This window comes from Streptomyces sp. NPDC058683, assembly GCF_042716195.1.
Taxonomy (GTDB): domain Bacteria; phylum Actinomycetota; class Actinomycetes; order Streptomycetales; family Streptomycetaceae; genus Streptomyces.
The window spans coordinates 24,362-41,694 of the sequence record NZ_JBHXSK010000029.1 but is presented as its reverse complement, the minus strand read 5'-3'; the positions used below and the strand labels follow the sequence as shown (position 1 = coordinate 41,694).

The 17,333-nt window shown below is 71.7% G+C and carries 16 protein-coding genes; 2 read left to right on the top strand and 14 right to left on the bottom strand.

Features of this window, described 5'->3' with window-relative positions; genetic code table 11:
• Positions 1-231 precede the first annotated feature (231 nt).
• The 6 genes from ACFWXC_RS29465 to bldG all read right to left on the bottom strand — a co-directional run bounded on the left by ACFWXC_RS29465 (position 232) and on the right by bldG (position 7,116).
• Positions 232-429, bottom strand: a complete 198-nt coding sequence (locus tag ACFWXC_RS29465; protein ID WP_384483316.1) for a hypothetical protein — start codon at positions 427-429, stop codon at positions 232-234.
• Between the two features lie 213 nt (positions 430-642).
• On the bottom strand, positions 643-2,172 hold the full coding sequence (locus tag ACFWXC_RS29460; RefSeq protein ID WP_384483315.1) for a methyltransferase: 1,530 nt from the start codon (positions 2,170-2,172) through the stop codon (positions 643-645).
• A 287-nt stretch (positions 2,173-2,459) separates the two neighbouring features.
• Positions 2,460-3,068, bottom strand: coding sequence for a small secreted protein (locus ACFWXC_RS29455; RefSeq protein ID WP_384483314.1), 609 nt, complete (start codon positions 3,066-3,068; stop codon positions 2,460-2,462).
• A 298-nt stretch (positions 3,069-3,366) separates the two neighbouring features.
• Positions 3,367-5,775: a sodium-translocating pyrophosphatase gene (locus tag ACFWXC_RS29450; protein WP_384483313.1), complete on the bottom strand. Its 2,409-nt coding sequence runs from the start codon at positions 5,773-5,775 to the stop codon at positions 3,367-3,369.
• 327 nt (positions 5,776-6,102) lie between these two features.
• Entirely contained in the window at positions 6,103-6,537 is a 435-nt protein-coding gene (locus tag ACFWXC_RS29445; RefSeq protein ID WP_384483312.1) for an ATP-binding protein, read from the bottom strand.
• A gap of 237 nt (positions 6,538-6,774) precedes the next feature.
• On the bottom strand, positions 6,775-7,116 hold the full coding sequence (gene bldG / locus ACFWXC_RS29440) for an anti-sigma factor antagonist BldG (RefSeq protein WP_010986038.1): 342 nt from the start codon (positions 7,114-7,116) through the stop codon (positions 6,775-6,777).
• 83 nt (positions 7,117-7,199) lie between these two features.
• On the opposite strand from bldG, the gene ACFWXC_RS29435 reads away from it, so the two are divergent.
• Positions 7,200-9,668 (top strand): DEAD/DEAH box helicase, encoded by a 2,469-nt coding sequence (locus ACFWXC_RS29435; RefSeq protein WP_384483311.1) that lies wholly within the window; start codon positions 7,200-7,202, stop codon positions 9,666-9,668.
• On the opposite strand, the gene ACFWXC_RS29430 is transcribed toward ACFWXC_RS29435, so the two are convergent.
• The 7 genes from ACFWXC_RS29430 to ssd form a co-directional block, all read right to left on the bottom strand.
• Complete coding sequence (locus tag ACFWXC_RS29430) at positions 9,619-10,005, bottom strand: Rv3654c family TadE-like protein (RefSeq protein WP_384483310.1); 387 nt, start codon at positions 10,003-10,005, stop codon at positions 9,619-9,621. The two genes, ACFWXC_RS29435 and ACFWXC_RS29430, sit on opposite strands and share 50 nt — an antisense overlap.
• Positions 10,002-10,322: a TadE family type IV pilus minor pilin gene (locus ACFWXC_RS29425; protein WP_351747227.1), complete on the bottom strand. Its 321-nt coding sequence runs from the start codon at positions 10,320-10,322 to the stop codon at positions 10,002-10,004. The genes ACFWXC_RS29430 and ACFWXC_RS29425 overlap by 4 nt, the downstream gene beginning before the upstream one ends.
• 28 nt (positions 10,323-10,350) lie before the next feature.
• The gene (locus ACFWXC_RS29420; RefSeq protein WP_365800202.1) at positions 10,351-10,530 is read right to left on the bottom strand and encodes a DUF4244 domain-containing protein; all 180 of its coding nucleotides are present in this window, start codon (positions 10,528-10,530) and stop codon (positions 10,351-10,353) included.
• Positions 10,531-10,597: 67 nt separating this feature from the next.
• A complete protein-coding gene (locus tag ACFWXC_RS29415; RefSeq protein WP_384483309.1) occupies positions 10,598-11,377 on the bottom strand; it encodes a type II secretion system F family protein in 780 nt (259 codons plus the stop codon).
• Complete coding sequence (locus ACFWXC_RS29410) at positions 11,374-12,234, bottom strand: type II secretion system F family protein (protein WP_384483308.1); 861 nt, start codon at positions 12,232-12,234, stop codon at positions 11,374-11,376. The genes ACFWXC_RS29415 and ACFWXC_RS29410 overlap by 4 nt, the downstream gene beginning before the upstream one ends.
• Positions 12,235-12,402: 168 nt before the next feature.
• Entirely contained in the window at positions 12,403-13,584 is a 1,182-nt protein-coding gene (locus ACFWXC_RS29405; RefSeq protein WP_384483307.1) for a TadA family conjugal transfer-associated ATPase, read from the bottom strand.
• Positions 13,581-14,678: a septum site-determining protein Ssd gene (ssd, locus tag ACFWXC_RS29400; protein WP_384483306.1), complete on the bottom strand. Its 1,098-nt coding sequence runs from the start codon at positions 14,676-14,678 to the stop codon at positions 13,581-13,583. The genes ACFWXC_RS29405 and ssd overlap by 4 nt, the downstream gene beginning before the upstream one ends.
• A 583-nt stretch (positions 14,679-15,261) precedes the next feature.
• Between ssd and ACFWXC_RS29395 the strand changes: the two genes are divergently transcribed.
• Positions 15,262-16,086 (top strand): HAD family hydrolase, encoded by an 825-nt coding sequence (locus tag ACFWXC_RS29395; protein ID WP_384483305.1) that lies wholly within the window; start codon positions 15,262-15,264, stop codon positions 16,084-16,086.
• Between the two features lie 397 nt (positions 16,087-16,483).
• Here ACFWXC_RS29395 and ACFWXC_RS29390 read toward each other — a convergent pair whose 3' ends face one another.
• Complete coding sequence (locus ACFWXC_RS29390) at positions 16,484-17,308, bottom strand: oxidoreductase (RefSeq protein ID WP_384483304.1); 825 nt, start codon at positions 17,306-17,308, stop codon at positions 16,484-16,486.
• Positions 17,309-17,333: the final 25 nt, after the last annotated feature.

Below are 17,333 nucleotides of genomic sequence, written 5' to 3'. Positions count from 1 at the left end.
CTGGGGCCTCCCCAGGCCTTGCTCCCGGGGTCGTGGCACGGGCACGGATACCCGTTCACTTGGTGACGCTGCGGAGTGTGACGGTACATCCCGCCCCCGTGTCAAACGGGAAAAGCTCACAACGGCCACTCGAACGGTAACCCGACTACCGCCATTCCTGCCGCCCGGAGTCCCCGACCACCCTTCCGGCCCTGTCCGGAGCGTGATGCTCCGATCACCGGAACCGCACCCTCAGAGGCGGGTCAGGCAGTACGCCGCGAGGCCCAGCGCGATCACCGCGGCGAGGCTTGCGAGGGTCGCCGATGCGACCTGACTCACACCCTGGGCGACGGGTTCACCACGCCGGACCCGGATGCCGGTCCACACCAGCAGTGCGCCTCCGAACAGGGCGAACACCGCCCCTGCGAAGAACGCCGGTCCGCTCTCCATGGCCCGCGCACCCCTTCCCTGCCGTCCGTGACTGCCCAGCGCCGGGAGACTGACACGGGCGGACGGCGGGCGGGAAGCGGCCGGGCGAAATCGAAGTGAACGAGACGCAGCTACCGTTTCGAACATGTGATCGATGGACTACGGGGCAAACATTCTGGCCACATTTTTCCGGCCTTTTTCTTTTCCCGGCGTGTCCCACAGGCCGCCGGTCCGTCAGCCCGCAGGCTCCAGGAACCCCTGCTCCACCAGCAGCCGGATCTGCGCGGGCGTGCGGTCGCGGAGCAACACCGGGTCCTCGCCCATCAGCTGAGCGATGGCGTCGAGAATCCGCCCCGCGCTCAGCGAACCGTCGCACACCCCTGCGAACCCGGCGCCGACCGTGTCCACCTTGGTCGCGCGGCGCATCCCGCGGTGCTGGCGCAGCACCACATGCTCCGGGTCCTCGGCGCCGGGCAGCCCGACCTGCTCCTGGACCACCTCGACGGCGAGCCTGAAGTGGCCTTCGAGCAGATCCGCGTCGTCGTGCCCACGGAGATAGTCGAGGCGGTCGAAGTGTGCGCGGATCGTCTCGCCGAGCGGCTGTTCGATCGGATGCGGCCACTCCTCCACCGTGACCGAAGGCACAGCGGCCCCGGTCTTCCGCAGCGTGATCCAGCCGAATCCCACCCCCTTGACCTTGCGCGCCTCGAACTCGTCGAGCCACGCGTCGTACCGCGCCTGGTACTCCGCCGTGTCCCCGCGGTGGTCGCCGGAGTCCCGGAGCCACAGCTCGGCGTACTGGTTGACGTCCTGCACCTCGCGCTGCACGATCCACGCGTCGCAGCCGCGCGGCACCCACGACCTGACCCTGTCCTGCCAGTCCTCCCCAGCGACGTGCTGCCAGTTGGCGAGGAACTGCGCGAACCCGCCCTCGGCCAGCCGCTCCCCGGCCTGTTGAACGAGCGAGCGGCACAGATCGTCCCCGCTCATCCCGCCGTCCCGGTACGTCAGCCGGGCGCCCGGCGAGATCACGAACGGCGGGTTGGACACGATGAGGTCGTACGTCTCCTCCTCCTTCACGGGCTCGAACAGTGAGCCCTCGCGCAGGTCGGCCGCCGGGGCACCGGACAGCGCCAGCGTGAGCGCCGTGATGTGCAGCGCGCGCGGGTTGAGGTCGGTCGCCGTCACGCGCGTGGCGTGCTGGGCGGCGTGCAGGGCCTGGATTCCGGAGCCGGTGCCGAGGTCGAGGGCGGCGGAGACAGGCGTGCGGACGGTGATGCCGGCCAGCGTCGTGGACGCGCCGCCGACGCCCAGGACGACACCCTCGTGGCGCTGCCCGATGCCGCCGGCGCCGCCGACCGCGCAGCCCAGGTCGGAGACGATGAACCAGTCCTCGCCGTCGGGCCCGCCGTACGGCCGTACGTCCACGGTGGCCGCGACCTCGTCGCCGCCCGCGCGGGTCAGCCAGCCGCTCTCCACAAGGTCGTCGACGGGCAGCATGCCGGCCACGCGCGCGTGCGGCACGGGCTGCTGGAGCAGGAACAGCCGGACGAGCGTCTCCAGCGGTGTGTCCCCGCGGGTGGCCCGGAGCGCGGGCACCGTCTCACTGCGGGCCAGCGCCGCGTACGCGGGCGCGCCGAGCAGTTCCAGGAGCCCGTCGGCGGTGAAGGAGGCACCCAGCAGGGCGGTGCGCAGCCGGGCGGCGACGTCGGGGCGGTCGGAAGCGGGCAGGGTGGCGAGGCCGGAGTCAGTCACGCCCTCCATTGTGGCCCGCGCCCCCTTGCGGACACCGCCTCAGCTCGCGCCGGCCGGGCCCTTGCCGGCACCCGCCGTCCCGCGGGGCGCACCGCGCGACCCCGGAAGCCGAGAGCGGCCACCGGCCCCTCTCGGCTTCCGGTGCCAGGCTTCCAGAGCGGTCGCCGAACCTCCGCGCCAGACGCCGGGCTCCCGTAGCCGGCCTCGGCCACTCACACCAGACGCCAGGCCTCCGCAGCCGACCTCGGATCCCGCACCGGACGCCGGGCCTCCGCGGCGGACGCCGACTCGTGCCGTCAGCTCGTGGTCGACGAGGCCGACGCCGAAGCGGACGTCGTCACGGACACCTTCTTGCAGCTGGCCTGCTCGGCGATCGCGTTCTTGACCTCGCCCTGCTCCAGGGCCTGCAGCGCCGCGGTGCCGCTCTTGTTCTGCGTCTCCAGGTCCGCCATCTGGGAAGCGACGTCGTGCAGACCGGAGGCGAACTTCGCCTGGTTCTTCGTGTCGAGCCCGTCGACCTTCTTCTTCAGGGCGGCATAGGACGCGGAGAGGCTGTTGAGGTTCTTGACGACGTCCTGCTGGCGCTTGGCGCCGTCGTCGATCCCGGGGGGCGCACCGGCGCCGCCGATGGCCGTGGCGAGTGCCTTGTAGCCGTCGGCCATGTCCTGGAAGGCCTGGGAGTCGGTCTTCTGGATGGTCGCGGGCGAACTCGTGGTGTTCGAGGCCGTCTGCGCGATGGCCTCGTTGGCCGCCTTGATCTTCGCGTCCTGCGCCGGTACCGCGTCGCACACGGTCTTGGCCCAGGCGATCAGCTTGGGGTCGGTGCCCTTGTTGCTGCTGCACCCGGACAGTGCCACTACCAGTACCGCACCGCCGGACAGTGCGGCCGTGAGCTTCTTGTTCACCGGATAGGTCCCTTCAATGGCTCTCGGCCCCCGGAATCTACACGGCACACGGACAGCACCCCCATGGACAGGGTCCACTAAGTACGCTTTTAGGTAAATTTGCACCATGGGAGAGAAGGCTCACGACGAGACGACGGGCACACCCGGAGCCGGAGTGCACGGCCACACCAGGCCGCGCGCGAGAACCGGCGGGCGCTCCCGGCGCACGAAACGGGCGGACGGCGCGTCAGTACACGCCATCCGCCCGCTCGTTGGCCGAGCCCCCTCGCGGGAGCCCTGGTGGCCGTCGTAAGACCGCTTACGAAACCACCGCTGGATCGGCCGACTTGGCCACGCGTTCCGCGCTGTCCTCGTCGTCGCCGACGGTGATACCGCGCCGCTTGGAGATGTACACCGAGCCGACGATCACGACCAGCGCGACGACCGCGATCAGGATCCGGATGCCGATGCTCTTGTCATGACCGTAGGAGAACTTGATCACCGCGGGTGCGATGAGCAGGGAGACCAGGTTCATGACCTTGAGCAGCGGGTTGATCGCGGGTCCTGCGGTGTCCTTGAAGGGGTCGCCGACCGTGTCGCCGATCACCGTGGCGGCGTGGGCCTCGCTGCCCTTGCCGCCGTGGTGGCCGTCCTCGACGAGTTTCTTGGCGTTGTCCCAGGCACCGCCGGAGTTGGCCAGGAAGACGGCCATCAGGGTGCCCGCGCCGATCGCGCCGGCGAGATAGGAGCCGAGGGCCCCGACGCCGAGCGTGAACCCGATGAAGATGGGCGCCATCACGGCGAGCAGTCCCGGCGTGGCCAGCTCCCGCAAGGCGTCCTTGGTGCAGATGTCGACGACCTTGCCGTACTCGGGCGTCTCCGTGTAGTCCATGATCCCGGGGTGCTCGCGGAACTGCCGCCGCACCTCGTAGACCACCGAACCCGCCGACCTCGACACCGCGCTGATGGCGAGTCCGGAGAAGAGGAAGACGACCGCCGCGCCGGCGATGAGACCGACGAGGTTGTTGGGCTGTGAGATGTCCATCGACAGGGTCAACGGAGCGCCCGCACCGGTCAGTTTCACCCCCACGTCCTGCACGTTCGTGGTGATCGCGTCCCGGTACGACCCGAAGAGCGCCGACGCCGCGAGGACGGCGGTGGCGATGGCGATGCCCTTGGTGATCGCCTTGGTGGTGTTGCCGACGGCGTCCAGGTTGGTGAGCACCTGCGCGCCCGCGCCCTGGACGTCACCGGACATCTCGGCGATGCCCTGGGCGTTGTCGGAGACCGGCCCGAAGGTGTCCATCGCGACGATCACACCGACCGTGGTGAGCAGGCCGGTGCCGGCCAGTGCCACCGCGAACAGCGCCAGCATGATCGACGTACCGCCGAGCAGGAACGCCCCGTAGACGCCGAGGCCGATCAACAAGGCGGTGTAGACGGCCGATTCGAGGCCGATCGAGATGCCGGCGAGGACCACGGTGGCCGGGCCGGTCAGCGAGGACTTGCCGATGTCCATGACCGGACGCCGGTTGGTCTCGGTGAAGTAGCCGGTCAGCTGCTGGATGACGGCCGCCAGCAGGATGCCGATGGCGACCGCGACCAGCGCGAGGATCCGCGGATCGCCGTCCTTGGCCCTGATGGCCGCGTCGGAGATGCCGTCGAGGTCGGCGTACTTCCCCGGCAGGTACACGTAGACCGCGATCGCGACCAGCACGAGCGAGATCACCGCGGAGATGAAGAAGCCGCGGTTGATGGCGCTCATGCCACTGCGGTCGCTGCGGCGCGGGGCGACCGCGAAGATGCCGATCATGGCGGTGAGCACACCGATGGCCGGCACCAGGAGCGGGAAGGCGAGACCCGCGTCCCCGAAGGCCGCCTTGCCGAGGATCAGCGCGGCGACCAGGGTCACCGCGTACGACTCGAAGAGGTCGGCCGCCATGCCCGCGCAGTCGCCGACGTTGTCGCCCACGTTGTCGGCGATGGTCGCGGCATTGCGCGGGTCGTCCTCCGGAATGCCCTGTTCGACCTTGCCGACCAGGTCGGCGCCGACGTCGGCGGCCTTGGTGAAGATGCCGCCGCCGACACGCATGAACATGGCGATCAGAGCGGCACCGAGGCCGAATCCTTCGAGCACCTTCGGCGCGTCGGCCGCGTACACCAGCACCACACAGGAGGCGCCGAGCAGGCCGAGCCCCACCGTGAACATGCCGACCACGCCGCCCGTGCGGAAAGCGATCTTCATGGCTTTGTGCGAGACGGCGGTGAGATCCTTTGCCGGCTCGCCTTCCGCCGGGGTGGCTTCCCGTGCCGCCGCGGCGACACGGACATTGCTGCGTACGGCGAGCCACATGCCGATATAGCCGGTGCCCGCCGAGAAGGCCGCGCCGATCAAGAAGAAGATCGATCGGCCGGCGCGTTGATTCCAGTCGTCCGCGGGCAGCAACAGGAGCAGGAAGAACACCACGACGGCGAATACGCCGAGGGTGCGCAACTGCCGGGCCAGATAGGCGTTCGCACCTTCCTGGACCGCCGCCGCGATCTTCTTCATGCTGTCGGTGCCCTCGCCGGCCGCGAGTACCTGGCGCACCAGGATCCAGGCGACCACGAGCGCGGCCAGCGCCACGACGGCGATCACCGCGACCAGGACCCGGTTGTCGTCGGTCAGGACCGCGGCCGCGATGGTTGTGGGGTGACCCAACTGATGAGGGGTAGAAAGCCCCGCCATTCGTCCTCCTTGACGCTTGGGCTGAGCTCAAGATGTGGACGGATTCTAGGTACCCGCGAGTGATCTAAACAGGGGACGGTAAGCGGAATTGGCCTTCTCGTGCTCTTCAGCAAATGATCGAGGTCACGCCGACGAACCCGAAAGTGGTAACGCCCTAAAAGCATTGACGATCACCACTGGCCTATTCGGCGCTTGATCAAATTATCGGGCGATCCGCCGGGGCATTGATCGTGAATTCTTTCACGAATTCGGCGACCGGATGACATCCGAAGGAAAATAACAAGAAGGGCCCTGCTCAGCAGGGCCCTTCTCGTGATCGGGTGACTCTCAGGTGAGTGCGACTCCGGGCGGGGTGGTCGGCCAGGTCATGCGGATCAGGCCGCCGTGCTCCCCGGCGGTGACCTCCACGTCGTCGACGAGACCACTGATGACCGCGAGGCCCATCTCGTCCTCCTCGGCCTCCACGTCCGCGTCCGACGCCACACCGGTCGCCCGGTCGACGGGGACGGAACGGGGTGCCTCGTCGCCGACCTCGATGGAGAACTGTTTCTCCTCCTCGATCAGCGCCACCCGCACCGGCTCGGTGATGCCGGCGCTCTGGTGCAGACCAACAGCGCGGGAACAGGCCTCGCCGACGGCCAGCCGGACCTCGTCCAGGACGGCCTCGTCCACTCCGGCCCTGCGTGCCACCGCCGCCGCCACCAGTCGGGCGGTGCGGACGTGCTCGGGCAGCGCGCTGAAGCGGAGTTCAACGGTGGCCATACGTCCCCCTCGGAACTACAGGCGTGCGGTAGGGGGCCGGATCGCCGAAAACCCGGCCCCCCGATGAATTGCGTCCGCCACGGGCCTGCGACCCGTGAACGGCTGCCGGCACGAGCACGCGGGCCCGAGCGGGCGGGGGCGACACGGGCTTGCGTACAGCTCTGTACGAGCCCGTGTCGGAGGCCGACCGGACGGCGCGGACCGATCTGCGGTCCGGAAGCCGTCGGCCGGCCCGGGTCAGTCGGTGGCCGCCACCGCTTCCTCGACCGAGGTGTGGATCGGGAACACCTTGGTGAGACCGGTGATTCGGAAGATCTTCAGAATGCGCTCCTGGTTGCAGACCAGGCGCAGCGAGCCCTCATGGGCTCGCACCCGCTTCAGGCCGCCGACCAGTACGCCGAGCCCGGTGGAGTCGAGGAAGTCCACGCCCTCCATGTCAACGACGAGGTGGAAATTCCCGTCGTTCACCAGCTCGACCAGCTGCTCGCGCAGCTTGGGCGCGGTATATACGTCGATTTCGCCACCGACCTCGACGACCGTACGATCGCCGACGGTACGGGTCGACAGGGACAGGTCCACGGATCCTCCAGCACCTTGCTATCGAGCGGGTCGCCCCTTGGGACACCTCGGCTTGCGGCCCCCGGGACGGTACGCCAGCCGCGATGGCATTCAATCACTTACCGGCAGGCGTGCACGACGCCTTGGCCCCATTGTCCGTCACGCCAGTGACACACTCGGTCCCGATGGCCATAAATCACCGATCCGATCGACCCTCGGTTCCGGCCGCGTCCGGGTTCTCTCCGGGCACGGTCCTGGACCGGCTCGCCTCCGGGCCGAGCCGGGCTTCGCGCATCACTCATACGGAGCACTTGCCCCCGCGGGCGGGTCGGCATGCCGTCTGGCCTGACCGGATTCGTTCGGAGGTTGTCGCCGCCGTGCAGGCGGGCGGCATCGAGCACCCCTGGGAACACCAGGCGCTGGCCGCCGAGCACGCCCTGGACGGCGACTCGGTGGTGGTCGCCACGGGCACCGCCTCCGGCAAGTCCCTGGCCTATCTCGTGCCGGTCCTCTCCACCCTCCTGGACGGCTCCGAGGCACCCAACGGCCGCGGCGCCACCGCCCTCTACCTGGCGCCCACCAAGGCACTGGCGGCAGATCAGTGCCGATCGGTGAAGGAACTTTCACAACCGCTGGGTACCGCCGTACGGCCCGCCGTGTACGACGGCGACACCCCGTACGAGGAACGGGAGTGGATCCGCCAGTACGCCAACTACGTGCTCACCAACCCGGACATGCTGCACCGCGGGATACTTCCCGGGCACGCCCGCTGGTCCTCCTTCCTGAAGTCGCTGAAGTACGTCGTCATCGACGAGTGCCACACCTACCGGGGCGTCTTCGGCTCGCACGTCGCCCAGGTGCTGCGCCGGCTGCGCCGCCTGTGCGGCCGCTACGGCGCCTCCCCGGTCTTCCTGCTGGCCTCCGCGACCGCCGCCGAGCCGGCCGTCGCCGCCCGCCGTCTCACCGGCCTGCCGGTCGTGGAGATCGCCGAGGACGCCTCCCCGCGCGGCGAGCTGGTCTTCGCCCTCTGGGAGCCGCCGCTGACCGAGCTGCACGGCGAGAAGGGCGCCCCGGTCCGCCGTACCGCCACCGCCGAGACCGCCGACCTGCTGACCGACCTCGCCGTGCAGGGCGTGCGGTCGGTGGCCTTCGTGCGCTCCCGGCGCGGCGCCGAGCTGATCGCCCTCATCGCCCAGGAACGGCTCGCCGAGGTGGACCGTTCCCTCGCCCGGCGTGTCGCGGCCTATCGCGGCGGCTACCTCCCCGAGGAGCGGCGCGCCCTGGAACGCGCGCTGCACTCCGGGGAACTCCTCGGACTTGCCGCCACCACGGCCCTGGAGCTGGGCGTGGACGTCTCCGGGCTGGACGCCGTACTGATCGCCGGTTACCCGGGTACGAGGGCCTCTGTGTGGCAGCAGGCGGGTCGCGCGGGCCGCTCCGGGCAGGGCGCCCTCGCGGTCCTGGTGGCCCGCGACGACCCGCTGGACACGTTCCTCGTCCATCATCCCGAGGCCCTGTTCGACCAACCGGTGGAATCGACGGTCCTCGACCCCGACAACCCGTACGTCCTCGCCCCGCACCTGTGCGCGGCCGCGGCCGAGATCCCGCTCACCGACGACGACCTCGACCTGTTCGGTCCCGCCTGCAAGGAGCTGCTGCCGCAGCTGGAGGCCGCGAAGCTGCTGCGCCGCCGTACCAAGGCCTGGCACTGGACCCGGCGGGAGCGGGCCGCCGAGCTGACCGACATCCGCGGCGAGGGCGGCCGCCCGGTGCAGGTCGTCGAGGCGGGCACGGGACGGCTGCTCGGCACGGTGGACGCGAGCGCCGCGCACTCCACCGTCCACGAGGGCGCGGTCCACCTGCACCAGGGCCGCACGTACCTGGTGCGCTCCCTGGACCTGGAGGACTCGGTCGCCCTGGTCGAACAGGCCGAGCCGCCGTACTCCACGGTCGCCCGCGACACCACGGCCATCTCCGTCCTGGAGACCGGCATCGAGGTCCCCTGGGGCGACGGCCGCCTCTGCTACGGCTCCGTCGAGGTCACCAACCAGGTGGTCTCCTTCCTGCGCCGCCGGCTCATCACCGGCGAGGTGCTGGGCGAGACGAAACTCGATCTCCCGCCCCGGACGCTGCGCACCCGCGCGGTGTGGTGGACCGTCACCGAGGACCAGCTCGACGAGGCCCGGATCAACCCGGAGATCCTCGGCGGCGCCCTGCACGCCGCCGAACACGCCTCCATCGGCCTGCTCCCGCTCTTCGCGACCTGCGACCGCTGGGACATCGGCGGCGTGTCGGTCCCCCTGCACCCCGACACGCTCCTGCCGACGGTCTTCGTCTACGACGGTCACCCGGGCGGCGCGGGCTTCGCGGAGCGCGCCTTCCACACGGCCCGCGCGTGGCTCACGGCCACCCGGGAGGCGATCGCCGCGTGCGAGTGCGACGCGGGGTGCCCCTCCTGCATCCAGTCACCCAAGTGCGGGAACGGAAACGATCCGTTGCACAAGCGGGGGGCGGTGCGGCTGCTCACGGTGCTGCTGAAGGGGGCACCGGAGGAGAAGCCGGAGGAGGGCTAGCGGCGGTGGGGCCCGCTCTGGCCCGGACCTCCGCCGTGAACGGCCCACCACCCGACGCCGCCGTCACATCCGAGACGTCTCCCACGATCACGCACCGCGTCAGCCGCGCGCCCTGTGCTCGCGCGACGCGGTCAGCCCGGGCGCAGGCCGCGGTGGTCCCCTCGGCCCAGTGGTCCGCCGCCGCGAGGGCCGCCATGTCGGCACCCCCGGCCGCGCGGTGCCGGACCACGACAGCCTGCCCCAGCCCGAGCACCACGCCGAACACCACGCAGAGGACACCGATCGCGCCAACGCTCCAGACGGTGGCCGACCCCCGATCCGAATACCGGCGTCTCACGGCCCCGCCTCCTCCGCCAACGCCACCGCCGACTCCCGTACCTGGAACGGCAACCCGCCCAGCACCGGCGGCCTCGCCACCACCGTCACCCGCACCTGATCGCCCTCCCGGCCGATCGTGACCGTCGCCCCGTCCGGCGCCGCCTGCTTCGTCACGGTGACCACCGCGTCCTCGGCGTCCTGCCGCGCGGCGGCCCGCGCCCCGGTGCGGGCGGCGTCCACGCACCGGATCTGGGCGGCCACCACGAGCAGCCCCCACACCAGTGCCATCGTGAACGCCACCAGCACCGGCAGCACCACGGCCGCCTCCGCCGTCACGAACCCGCGGTCCGCCCCGCGCCCTTGCTCACATCCGCGCACTGAGGGCTCGTTTCACGATGTTCTGGAGCTCCGCACTGACCTGCCCGCTTGTCACGACCGCGTAGAGGACCGCCGCGAACCCGACGGCGGCGATGATCCCCATCGCGTACTCGGACGTGACCATTCCCGCGTCCCCGCGCAGCAGCTTCCGCATCTTCTGGTACATCTCGACTCCCTTGAATCCCTTGAATCCAGTGATCAGTTCCTGTTTGACGGCCCGTTGTCGCCCCTGGTCATCCACCACCCCCTCGCAGAACCCCGCCCGCCAGCCCGATCACCACGGGCAGGACCCCGACCGCGATGAACGCGGGCAGGAAACACAGCCCCACCGGCGCGGAGATCAGCACGGCCGCCCGCCGCGCCCGCGCGGTCGCGCTCCTCGCCCACTCCGCGCGGGCGTCCGCGGCGAGCCGCGCGACCGGGGTGGCCGCCGGCAGTCCGGACTCATCGGCGCGCTCCAGCAGCCGGGCCAGGGCTGCGGCACCCGGCAGGGCCGCCAACCGACGCCAGGCCTCGGCCGGTTCGCCGCCCAGCCGGACCTCCGCCGCACCCCGCGCAAGCCCTTCCCCGACGGGTCCGCCGAGCGCCTCGCCGACGGCCTGGGCGGCCTCCACCGGGCCGGCCCCGGCGGCGATGCAGGCGGCCAGCAGGTCGGAGGCGAGCGGGAGTTGGCGAGCGGCCCGGGACGCCTCGGCCTGCGCCGCTCGTCCCGCGTCCCCCTCTCGGCGCCGCCACTGCCACAGCCCCACGGCGACGCCCAGCCCCAGCAGCACCCCGACGACCCCACCGACCAGCACCCAGCCGCCGCACACCACACCGACCACCGGCAGCCACCCGCGGACGGCAGCTCCGACGCCGGACCGCCGCTCCGGCATCTCCAGGGCCAGCAGTTCGGCCACCCTGCGCCGGACCCGGCGCCCGCGCCTGGCCCGCTCCAGCCGCCACGCCGACCAGCCCAGGGCCAGCAGCGCCGCGACCGTCACCCCCAGCCTGTGGACGACCTCCGCGCTCATGCCGCCTCAGCTCCCCGCACGATCCGGGCCGCCCACCACATCCCGGCGCCCTCGAACGCCGCTCCGACGACCAGGCAGCCCAGCCCGGCCCCGGTGTGCAGCAGGACGCGCAGCGGGTCGGCGCCCATGGCCGAGCCGAGCAGGAGACCGAGGGCGGGCAGCGCGGCGAGCAGCACCGTGGTGGCCCGGGCGCCGGACAACTGGGCGCGCAGGTCGGCGCGCTGGTCCCGTTCGGCGCGCAGGGCCGCGTCCAGGCGGTCGAGGCCTGCGGCGAGCCCGGCGCCCTGGTCGACGGCCACCCGCCAGCAGGCCGCGAGCCCCAGCAGGCCGTCGGCGCCCGGCCGGCGTGCGGCCGTCGCGAGCGCGCCCGGCACGTCCCCGCCGAAGCGTGCCGCCGCGACCACGGCCGCCTGGGCCTCGCCCAGCCCGCCGGAGTCCCGGGCGGCCCGCAGCAGCGCCTCGCCGGGCTGCCGTCCCGCGCGCACCTCACCGGCGAACGCCCCGCACAGCGCGATCACCGCGTCGGCGTGCGCCTGCCGGACCCGCCTCGCCTGCCGGGCCAGCCGCAGCCGGCGCAGCACCGGCACCCCGGCCGCCCCCGCGAGGGCGGGAAGCACCGAGGCTGCGAGGAGGGCCAGCACGATGCCGACGGTCAGGACCCACCACTCACTCCGCCAACGGCCGCACAGCCGCCGCAGCTCTCCGACCGTCTGCTCCCAGGAGGGGGGTCCGGCGGCCACCGCCCCGCCCCCGGCGAGCAACAGTCGCGCCCGCCGTACCTCGCGCTGCCGTTCGGCGAGGAGCCACGCCATGACCCCGCCGCACACCACGGCCGCACCGACTGTCATCTCACCCATCACACAAACCCCTTCCAACTCACAGACCACTCAGGTCACTTCGAACCGGGCGACTCGGCCATCCCGGACCGGCTGACTCGGTCGCTTCCGACCGGGCGACTCGGCCACTCCGGACCCACGGATCAACCGGTCACTTCGAACCCACAGATGGCTCAGATCACTTCGGACTCACAAACCACTGACGTCACTTCGCAGCAGTCCCCGCAGCCGCTCCCACCCCGGCTCGCGCGCGAAGGCCTCCGTACCCCAGCGCAGCGCCGGTACCGTCCGCACCAGCCCCGAGGGGTCCCGCTCCAGCACGTGCACCTCGGCGATCCGCCGCCGGCCCGTGCGGTCCCGTACGAGGTGCAGCACCACCGACAGCGCGGCCGCCAACTGGCTGTGCAGGGCGGCCCGGTCGAGCCCGGCGGCCGTACCGAGCGCCTCCAGGCGGGCGGGGACGTCCGCGGCCGCGTTGGCGTGCACCGTGCCGCAGCCGCCCTCGTGCCCGGTGTTGAGCGCGGCCAGCAGGTGCACGACCTCGGGGCCCCGCACCTCGCCGACGACCAGCCGGTCGGGACGCATCCGCAGCGCCTGGCGGACCAGGTCCTCCAGGGTGACCAGGCCGGCGCCCTCCTGGTTGGCGGGTCTGGTCTCCAGCCGTACGACGTGCGGGTGTTCGGGCCTGAGCTCCGCCGAGTCCTCGGCGAGCACGATCCGCTCCCCCGGGCCCACCAGGCCGAGCAGCGCGCTCAGCAGGGTCGTCTTGCCGGTGCCGGTGCCGCCGCTGACCAGGAACGAGAGCCGGGCCGCCAGGAGCGCGCGCAGGATCCGGTCGCCGCCCGGTGGCACGGTCCCGGCCGCCACCAGTTCGTCGAGCGTGAACGCCCGAGGTCGCACCACCCGCAGGGACAGGCAGGTGCAGCCGACCGCCACCGGGGGCAGGACCGCGTGCAGGCGGGTGCCGTCGGGCAGCCGGGCGTCCGCCCAGGGCCGTGCGTCGTCCAGGCGCCGGCCGGCCACCGCGGCCAGCCGCTGCGCGAGGCGCCGTACGGCCGCCGCGTCCGGGAAGGTGACCGGGGTCAGTTCCAGGCCGCCACCGCGGTCCACCCAGACCCGGTCCGGGGCGGACACCAGGACGTCGGTGACCGTGGGATCGGCGAGCAGGGGTTCCAGGGGGCCGCTGCCGACCAGTTCGGAGCGCAGTCGCTCGGCCGCGCCGAGGACTTCGGCGTCGCCGAGCACCCGGCCCTGTGCGCGCAGCGCCTGCGCCACGCGCGCGGGGGTCGGTTCGGCGCCGCTCTCGGCCAGCCAGCGCCGGACCCCGTCGAGCAGGGCCGGGCCGTCCGCGCCCGCGGTGCCGGGCCTCATACGCCACCCGCCTCGACCAGCGTGCGCTCCCAGAAGCCCTTGCAGAAGCGGGCCAGCGGTCCGCGCGCGAGGGACCCGGGCGGTTTCCGGCCCGGACGGGACAAGCCGGGTTCGACGGGTACTTCGCCGGCCAGCGGCAGGCCGAGCAGCCGGGCCACCTCGCGGTCGTCCAGTCCCGACGCGTACGGGCCCCGTACCGCCACCCGCAGATCGCGCACGACCATGCCGACGGTGGCCGCGACCCGGCCGGCCGCCGCGATCGCGCGGAGTTCGGCGGGGACCACCAGGACGGCGAGGTCGAGCTGGGTGAGGACCTCGGCGACCTCGTCGTCCAGGCGGCGCGGGAGGTCGACGACGACCGTGCCGCCGCGCCTGCGGACCGCGGCGAGCACCGCGCGGACGGCGGGCGGCGGGATGGCCACGCTGTCGCCGCGGTCCCAGCTGAGGATCCGCAGCGAGTGCTGTTCCGGCAGCGACTCCTCCAAGGCGCCGCTGCCGAGCCGGCCGCGCGAGGCGGCGAACGCGGGCCAGCGCAGGCCCTCGGCCGTCTCGGCGCCGAGGAGTACGTCGATTCCGCCGCCCAGTGGATCCGCGTCCACGAGGAGGGTGCGCAGTCCCTCCCGCGCGGAGGTGACGGCGAGCGCACAGGCCAGCGTGGAGGCACCGGCCCCGCCCCGGCCGCCGATCACCCCGACAGTGAGGGCCGGGCGGCCCACGCCCTCCACGACATCGGCGATCCGGTCCACCAGCCACTGCTCGCCGTCGGGCAGCATCAGGACATGGTCGGCGCCGATCTCCACGGCGCGTTTCCACACATCGGGGTCGTCCTGGTCCTGGCCGACCAGCACCACCCCGCGTCGGCGCGCGGCACCGCGCACCCGGCGCGCGGCGTCGTCGCCGACCAGGACGAGCGGAGCGGACTCCCAGCCGCCGCCGCGTTCCGGTACCCCGTGGTGGACCTCGGGTTTCGCGCCGGCCGCCGCGCACAGGCGCAACAGGTCGTCGAGGAGTTCGGCGTCCTCGGTGACGATCATCGGGCGTCCGGGCCGTCCCTGGGCGGCGGACGGTGGTTCGTGGGTGACAGTTCCGGCCACGTGAGCTTCCCCCTTGGCTGCGTTCTTGCGCGCGGCCTCCGGGGCCACGCGATTCCCATACGTGTGAAGAACCGGCAAGCGGCCTCCATATGCACGGCCGACAGAAACCGGCCATTGGCGCCCGGCAATCGGAACCGGCCATGAACTCGCCGCCGCCGGAGCGCGCTGGAATCACGGTGCAACGAACCCGTAAATCGTGTGGATCTTGGTCCAAAACTGTGGACAACTCGATGGTTGTGAATATCGCTGTCACCCATACCGGTGAGGCCCGTTCCGGGCTCTGCGCGACTTCCACAGAGCAGCGTCACGACTACCCAGCGTGACGGATCATGGGTACGCGAAAGGGGCGGCAGCAGCCGCCCGACCAAGGCTTCAGGACCCGGAGAAGAGAGGAAAAATGCGTCCGGACATGCGACGACCCCCACCGGGGGGGAGAGTGGGGGTCGTCTCCACGGCCGACTCGGGGGGGGAGGAGCCGGACCGGGTTAGCACGGTCGCGAACGATCCGTGACTTCCATGGTGTACCCGAGAGCCCTCTCAGGCAAACCCACGCGCCCCACCTTACGCCGAATGGTGGGCGCCTATGCTCGGGGACGTGGAAAACCACTCCTTGCCCCGCACAGCGGCCTTCTTTGACCTGGACAAGACGGTCATTGCGAAGTCGAGCACGCTCACCTTCAGCAAGTCGTTCTACCAAGGCGGTCTGATCAACCGCAGGGCGGCGCTGCGCAACGCGTACTCCCAGTTCGTGTTCCTGGTCGGCGGTATGGACCACGATCAGATGGAACGCACCCGCGCGTACCTGTCCGGTCTCGTCCGTGGCTGGAATGTCCAGCAGGTCAAGGAGATCGTCGCCGAGACCCTGCACGACCTGATCGACCCGATCATCTACGACGAGGCCGCCTCCCTCATCGAGGCCCATCACCGGGCCGGCCGGGACGTCGTCATCGTGTCCACCTCGGGCGCCGAGGTGGTCGAGCCGATCGGCGAACTGCTGGGCGCCGACCGAGTGGTGGCCACCCGCATGGTCGTCGGCGACGACGGCTGCTACACCGGCGAGGTGGAGTACTACGCCTACGGCCCGACGAAGGCCGAGGCGGTCCGGGAGCTGGCCGCCTCCGAGGGATACGACCTGGACCGCTGCTACGCGTACAGCGACTCGGCGACCGACCTGCCGATGCTCCGGGCCGTCGGGCATCCGCACGCGGTGAACCCGGACCGGACCCTGCGCCGTGAGGCACTCGCGCGCGGCTGGCCGATCCTGGACTTCCACCGTCCGGTCCGGCTCAAGCAGCGGATCTCCACACCTCCGCGCCCGGCCCTGGTCGCCGCGGCCGCGATAGGAGCGGCGGCCGCCACCGCGGGCCTGGTCTGGTACGCGAGCCGGCGCCGGAACTCGGTCGCCTGAACCGGCACACCATCCCCATTTCACCCGTTCGGCCCAACAATATCCCTTTAGTACCCCTCAGTAAGCCTTTGAACCTAAAAGTAAAGAACTGCAGGCAGGGGTTCCGCTTGCTCCGGGCTTGCAGTACAAAGGGGTTAGCGGCCCGCGAGACCGAAGGACATCCGAGAGGATCACCTTTAAAACGCATTTGGCCCCACGGACCCAGCATGGACACCGGGCACCCACGCGACGTCGACCCGTCGATTACGGGCCAGCCGCACCAGGTGACGGGCAAAGTACCCGACCTGATGGGCGACATTTCGAGGACGCTTGGTAACCCGGTGAACATGCCAGCGGCGGTACGAGAACTCGTACCGCCGCAACCCGTCTCCGCAGCCGTCCGGCCGCTCCAGGGGCTTTACGCCGCCCCGCGCTGCAACGCCTCGCACACCGCCGTCGACTCCCGCGCGCCCAGCTCCACCGCGCGGCCGCAGTGCGCGATCCAGGCCGCCATGCCCTCCGGAGTGCCCGAGACATAGCCGTCCAGGGCAGCCAGGTAGGAGGCACGGCCCAGTTCGGCGTGGCCGACCTCGGCGGGGCTGACCGACTTGGGGTCGAGGCCGCTGCCGATCAGCACGATCCGCTCGGCAGCGCGCGCGACCAGCCCGTTGTTCGCGGTGAAGGGCCGCAGCGCGAGCAGCTCGCCGTGCACCACGGCGGCCGTCACCAGCGCCGGCGCGGAACTCCCCGCGATGATCAGCTCGGAGAGTCCGTCGAGGCGCCCCGACACCTCGTCGGCGTCCGGCAGCGGCAGCTCGATGAGCGGCTCGTCGACACCTTCACCGGACCTGCGCGGCCGGCCCACCTCGTCGCCGCCGGTCGCGGCCGCCACCAGGTGCAGCCGGGCCAGCACCCGCAGCGGTGACTGCCGCCAGATGGACAGCAGTTGGCCCGCCTCGGCGGTCAGCCGCAGGGCCGCACCCACCACGCGCGCGTCGTCGTCGACACCGAAGTCGGAGCGCCGCCGGACCTCCTCCAGCGCCCAGTCGGCACCGGACAGCGCCGCACTGCCCCGGGCGCCGCGCAGCGCGGCCTCGGAGGTGACGGCGTTGCTGCGGCGCCGCATGACCCGGTGCCCGTAGACCCGGTCCACGGCCTTGCGCACGGACTCCACGGACTCGGCCACACCGGGCAGCGAACCCAGGGCCGCGAGCGGATCGGCGGTCGCACGTGTCGTACTCATGAGTACGACCCTACGCACCCCCGGC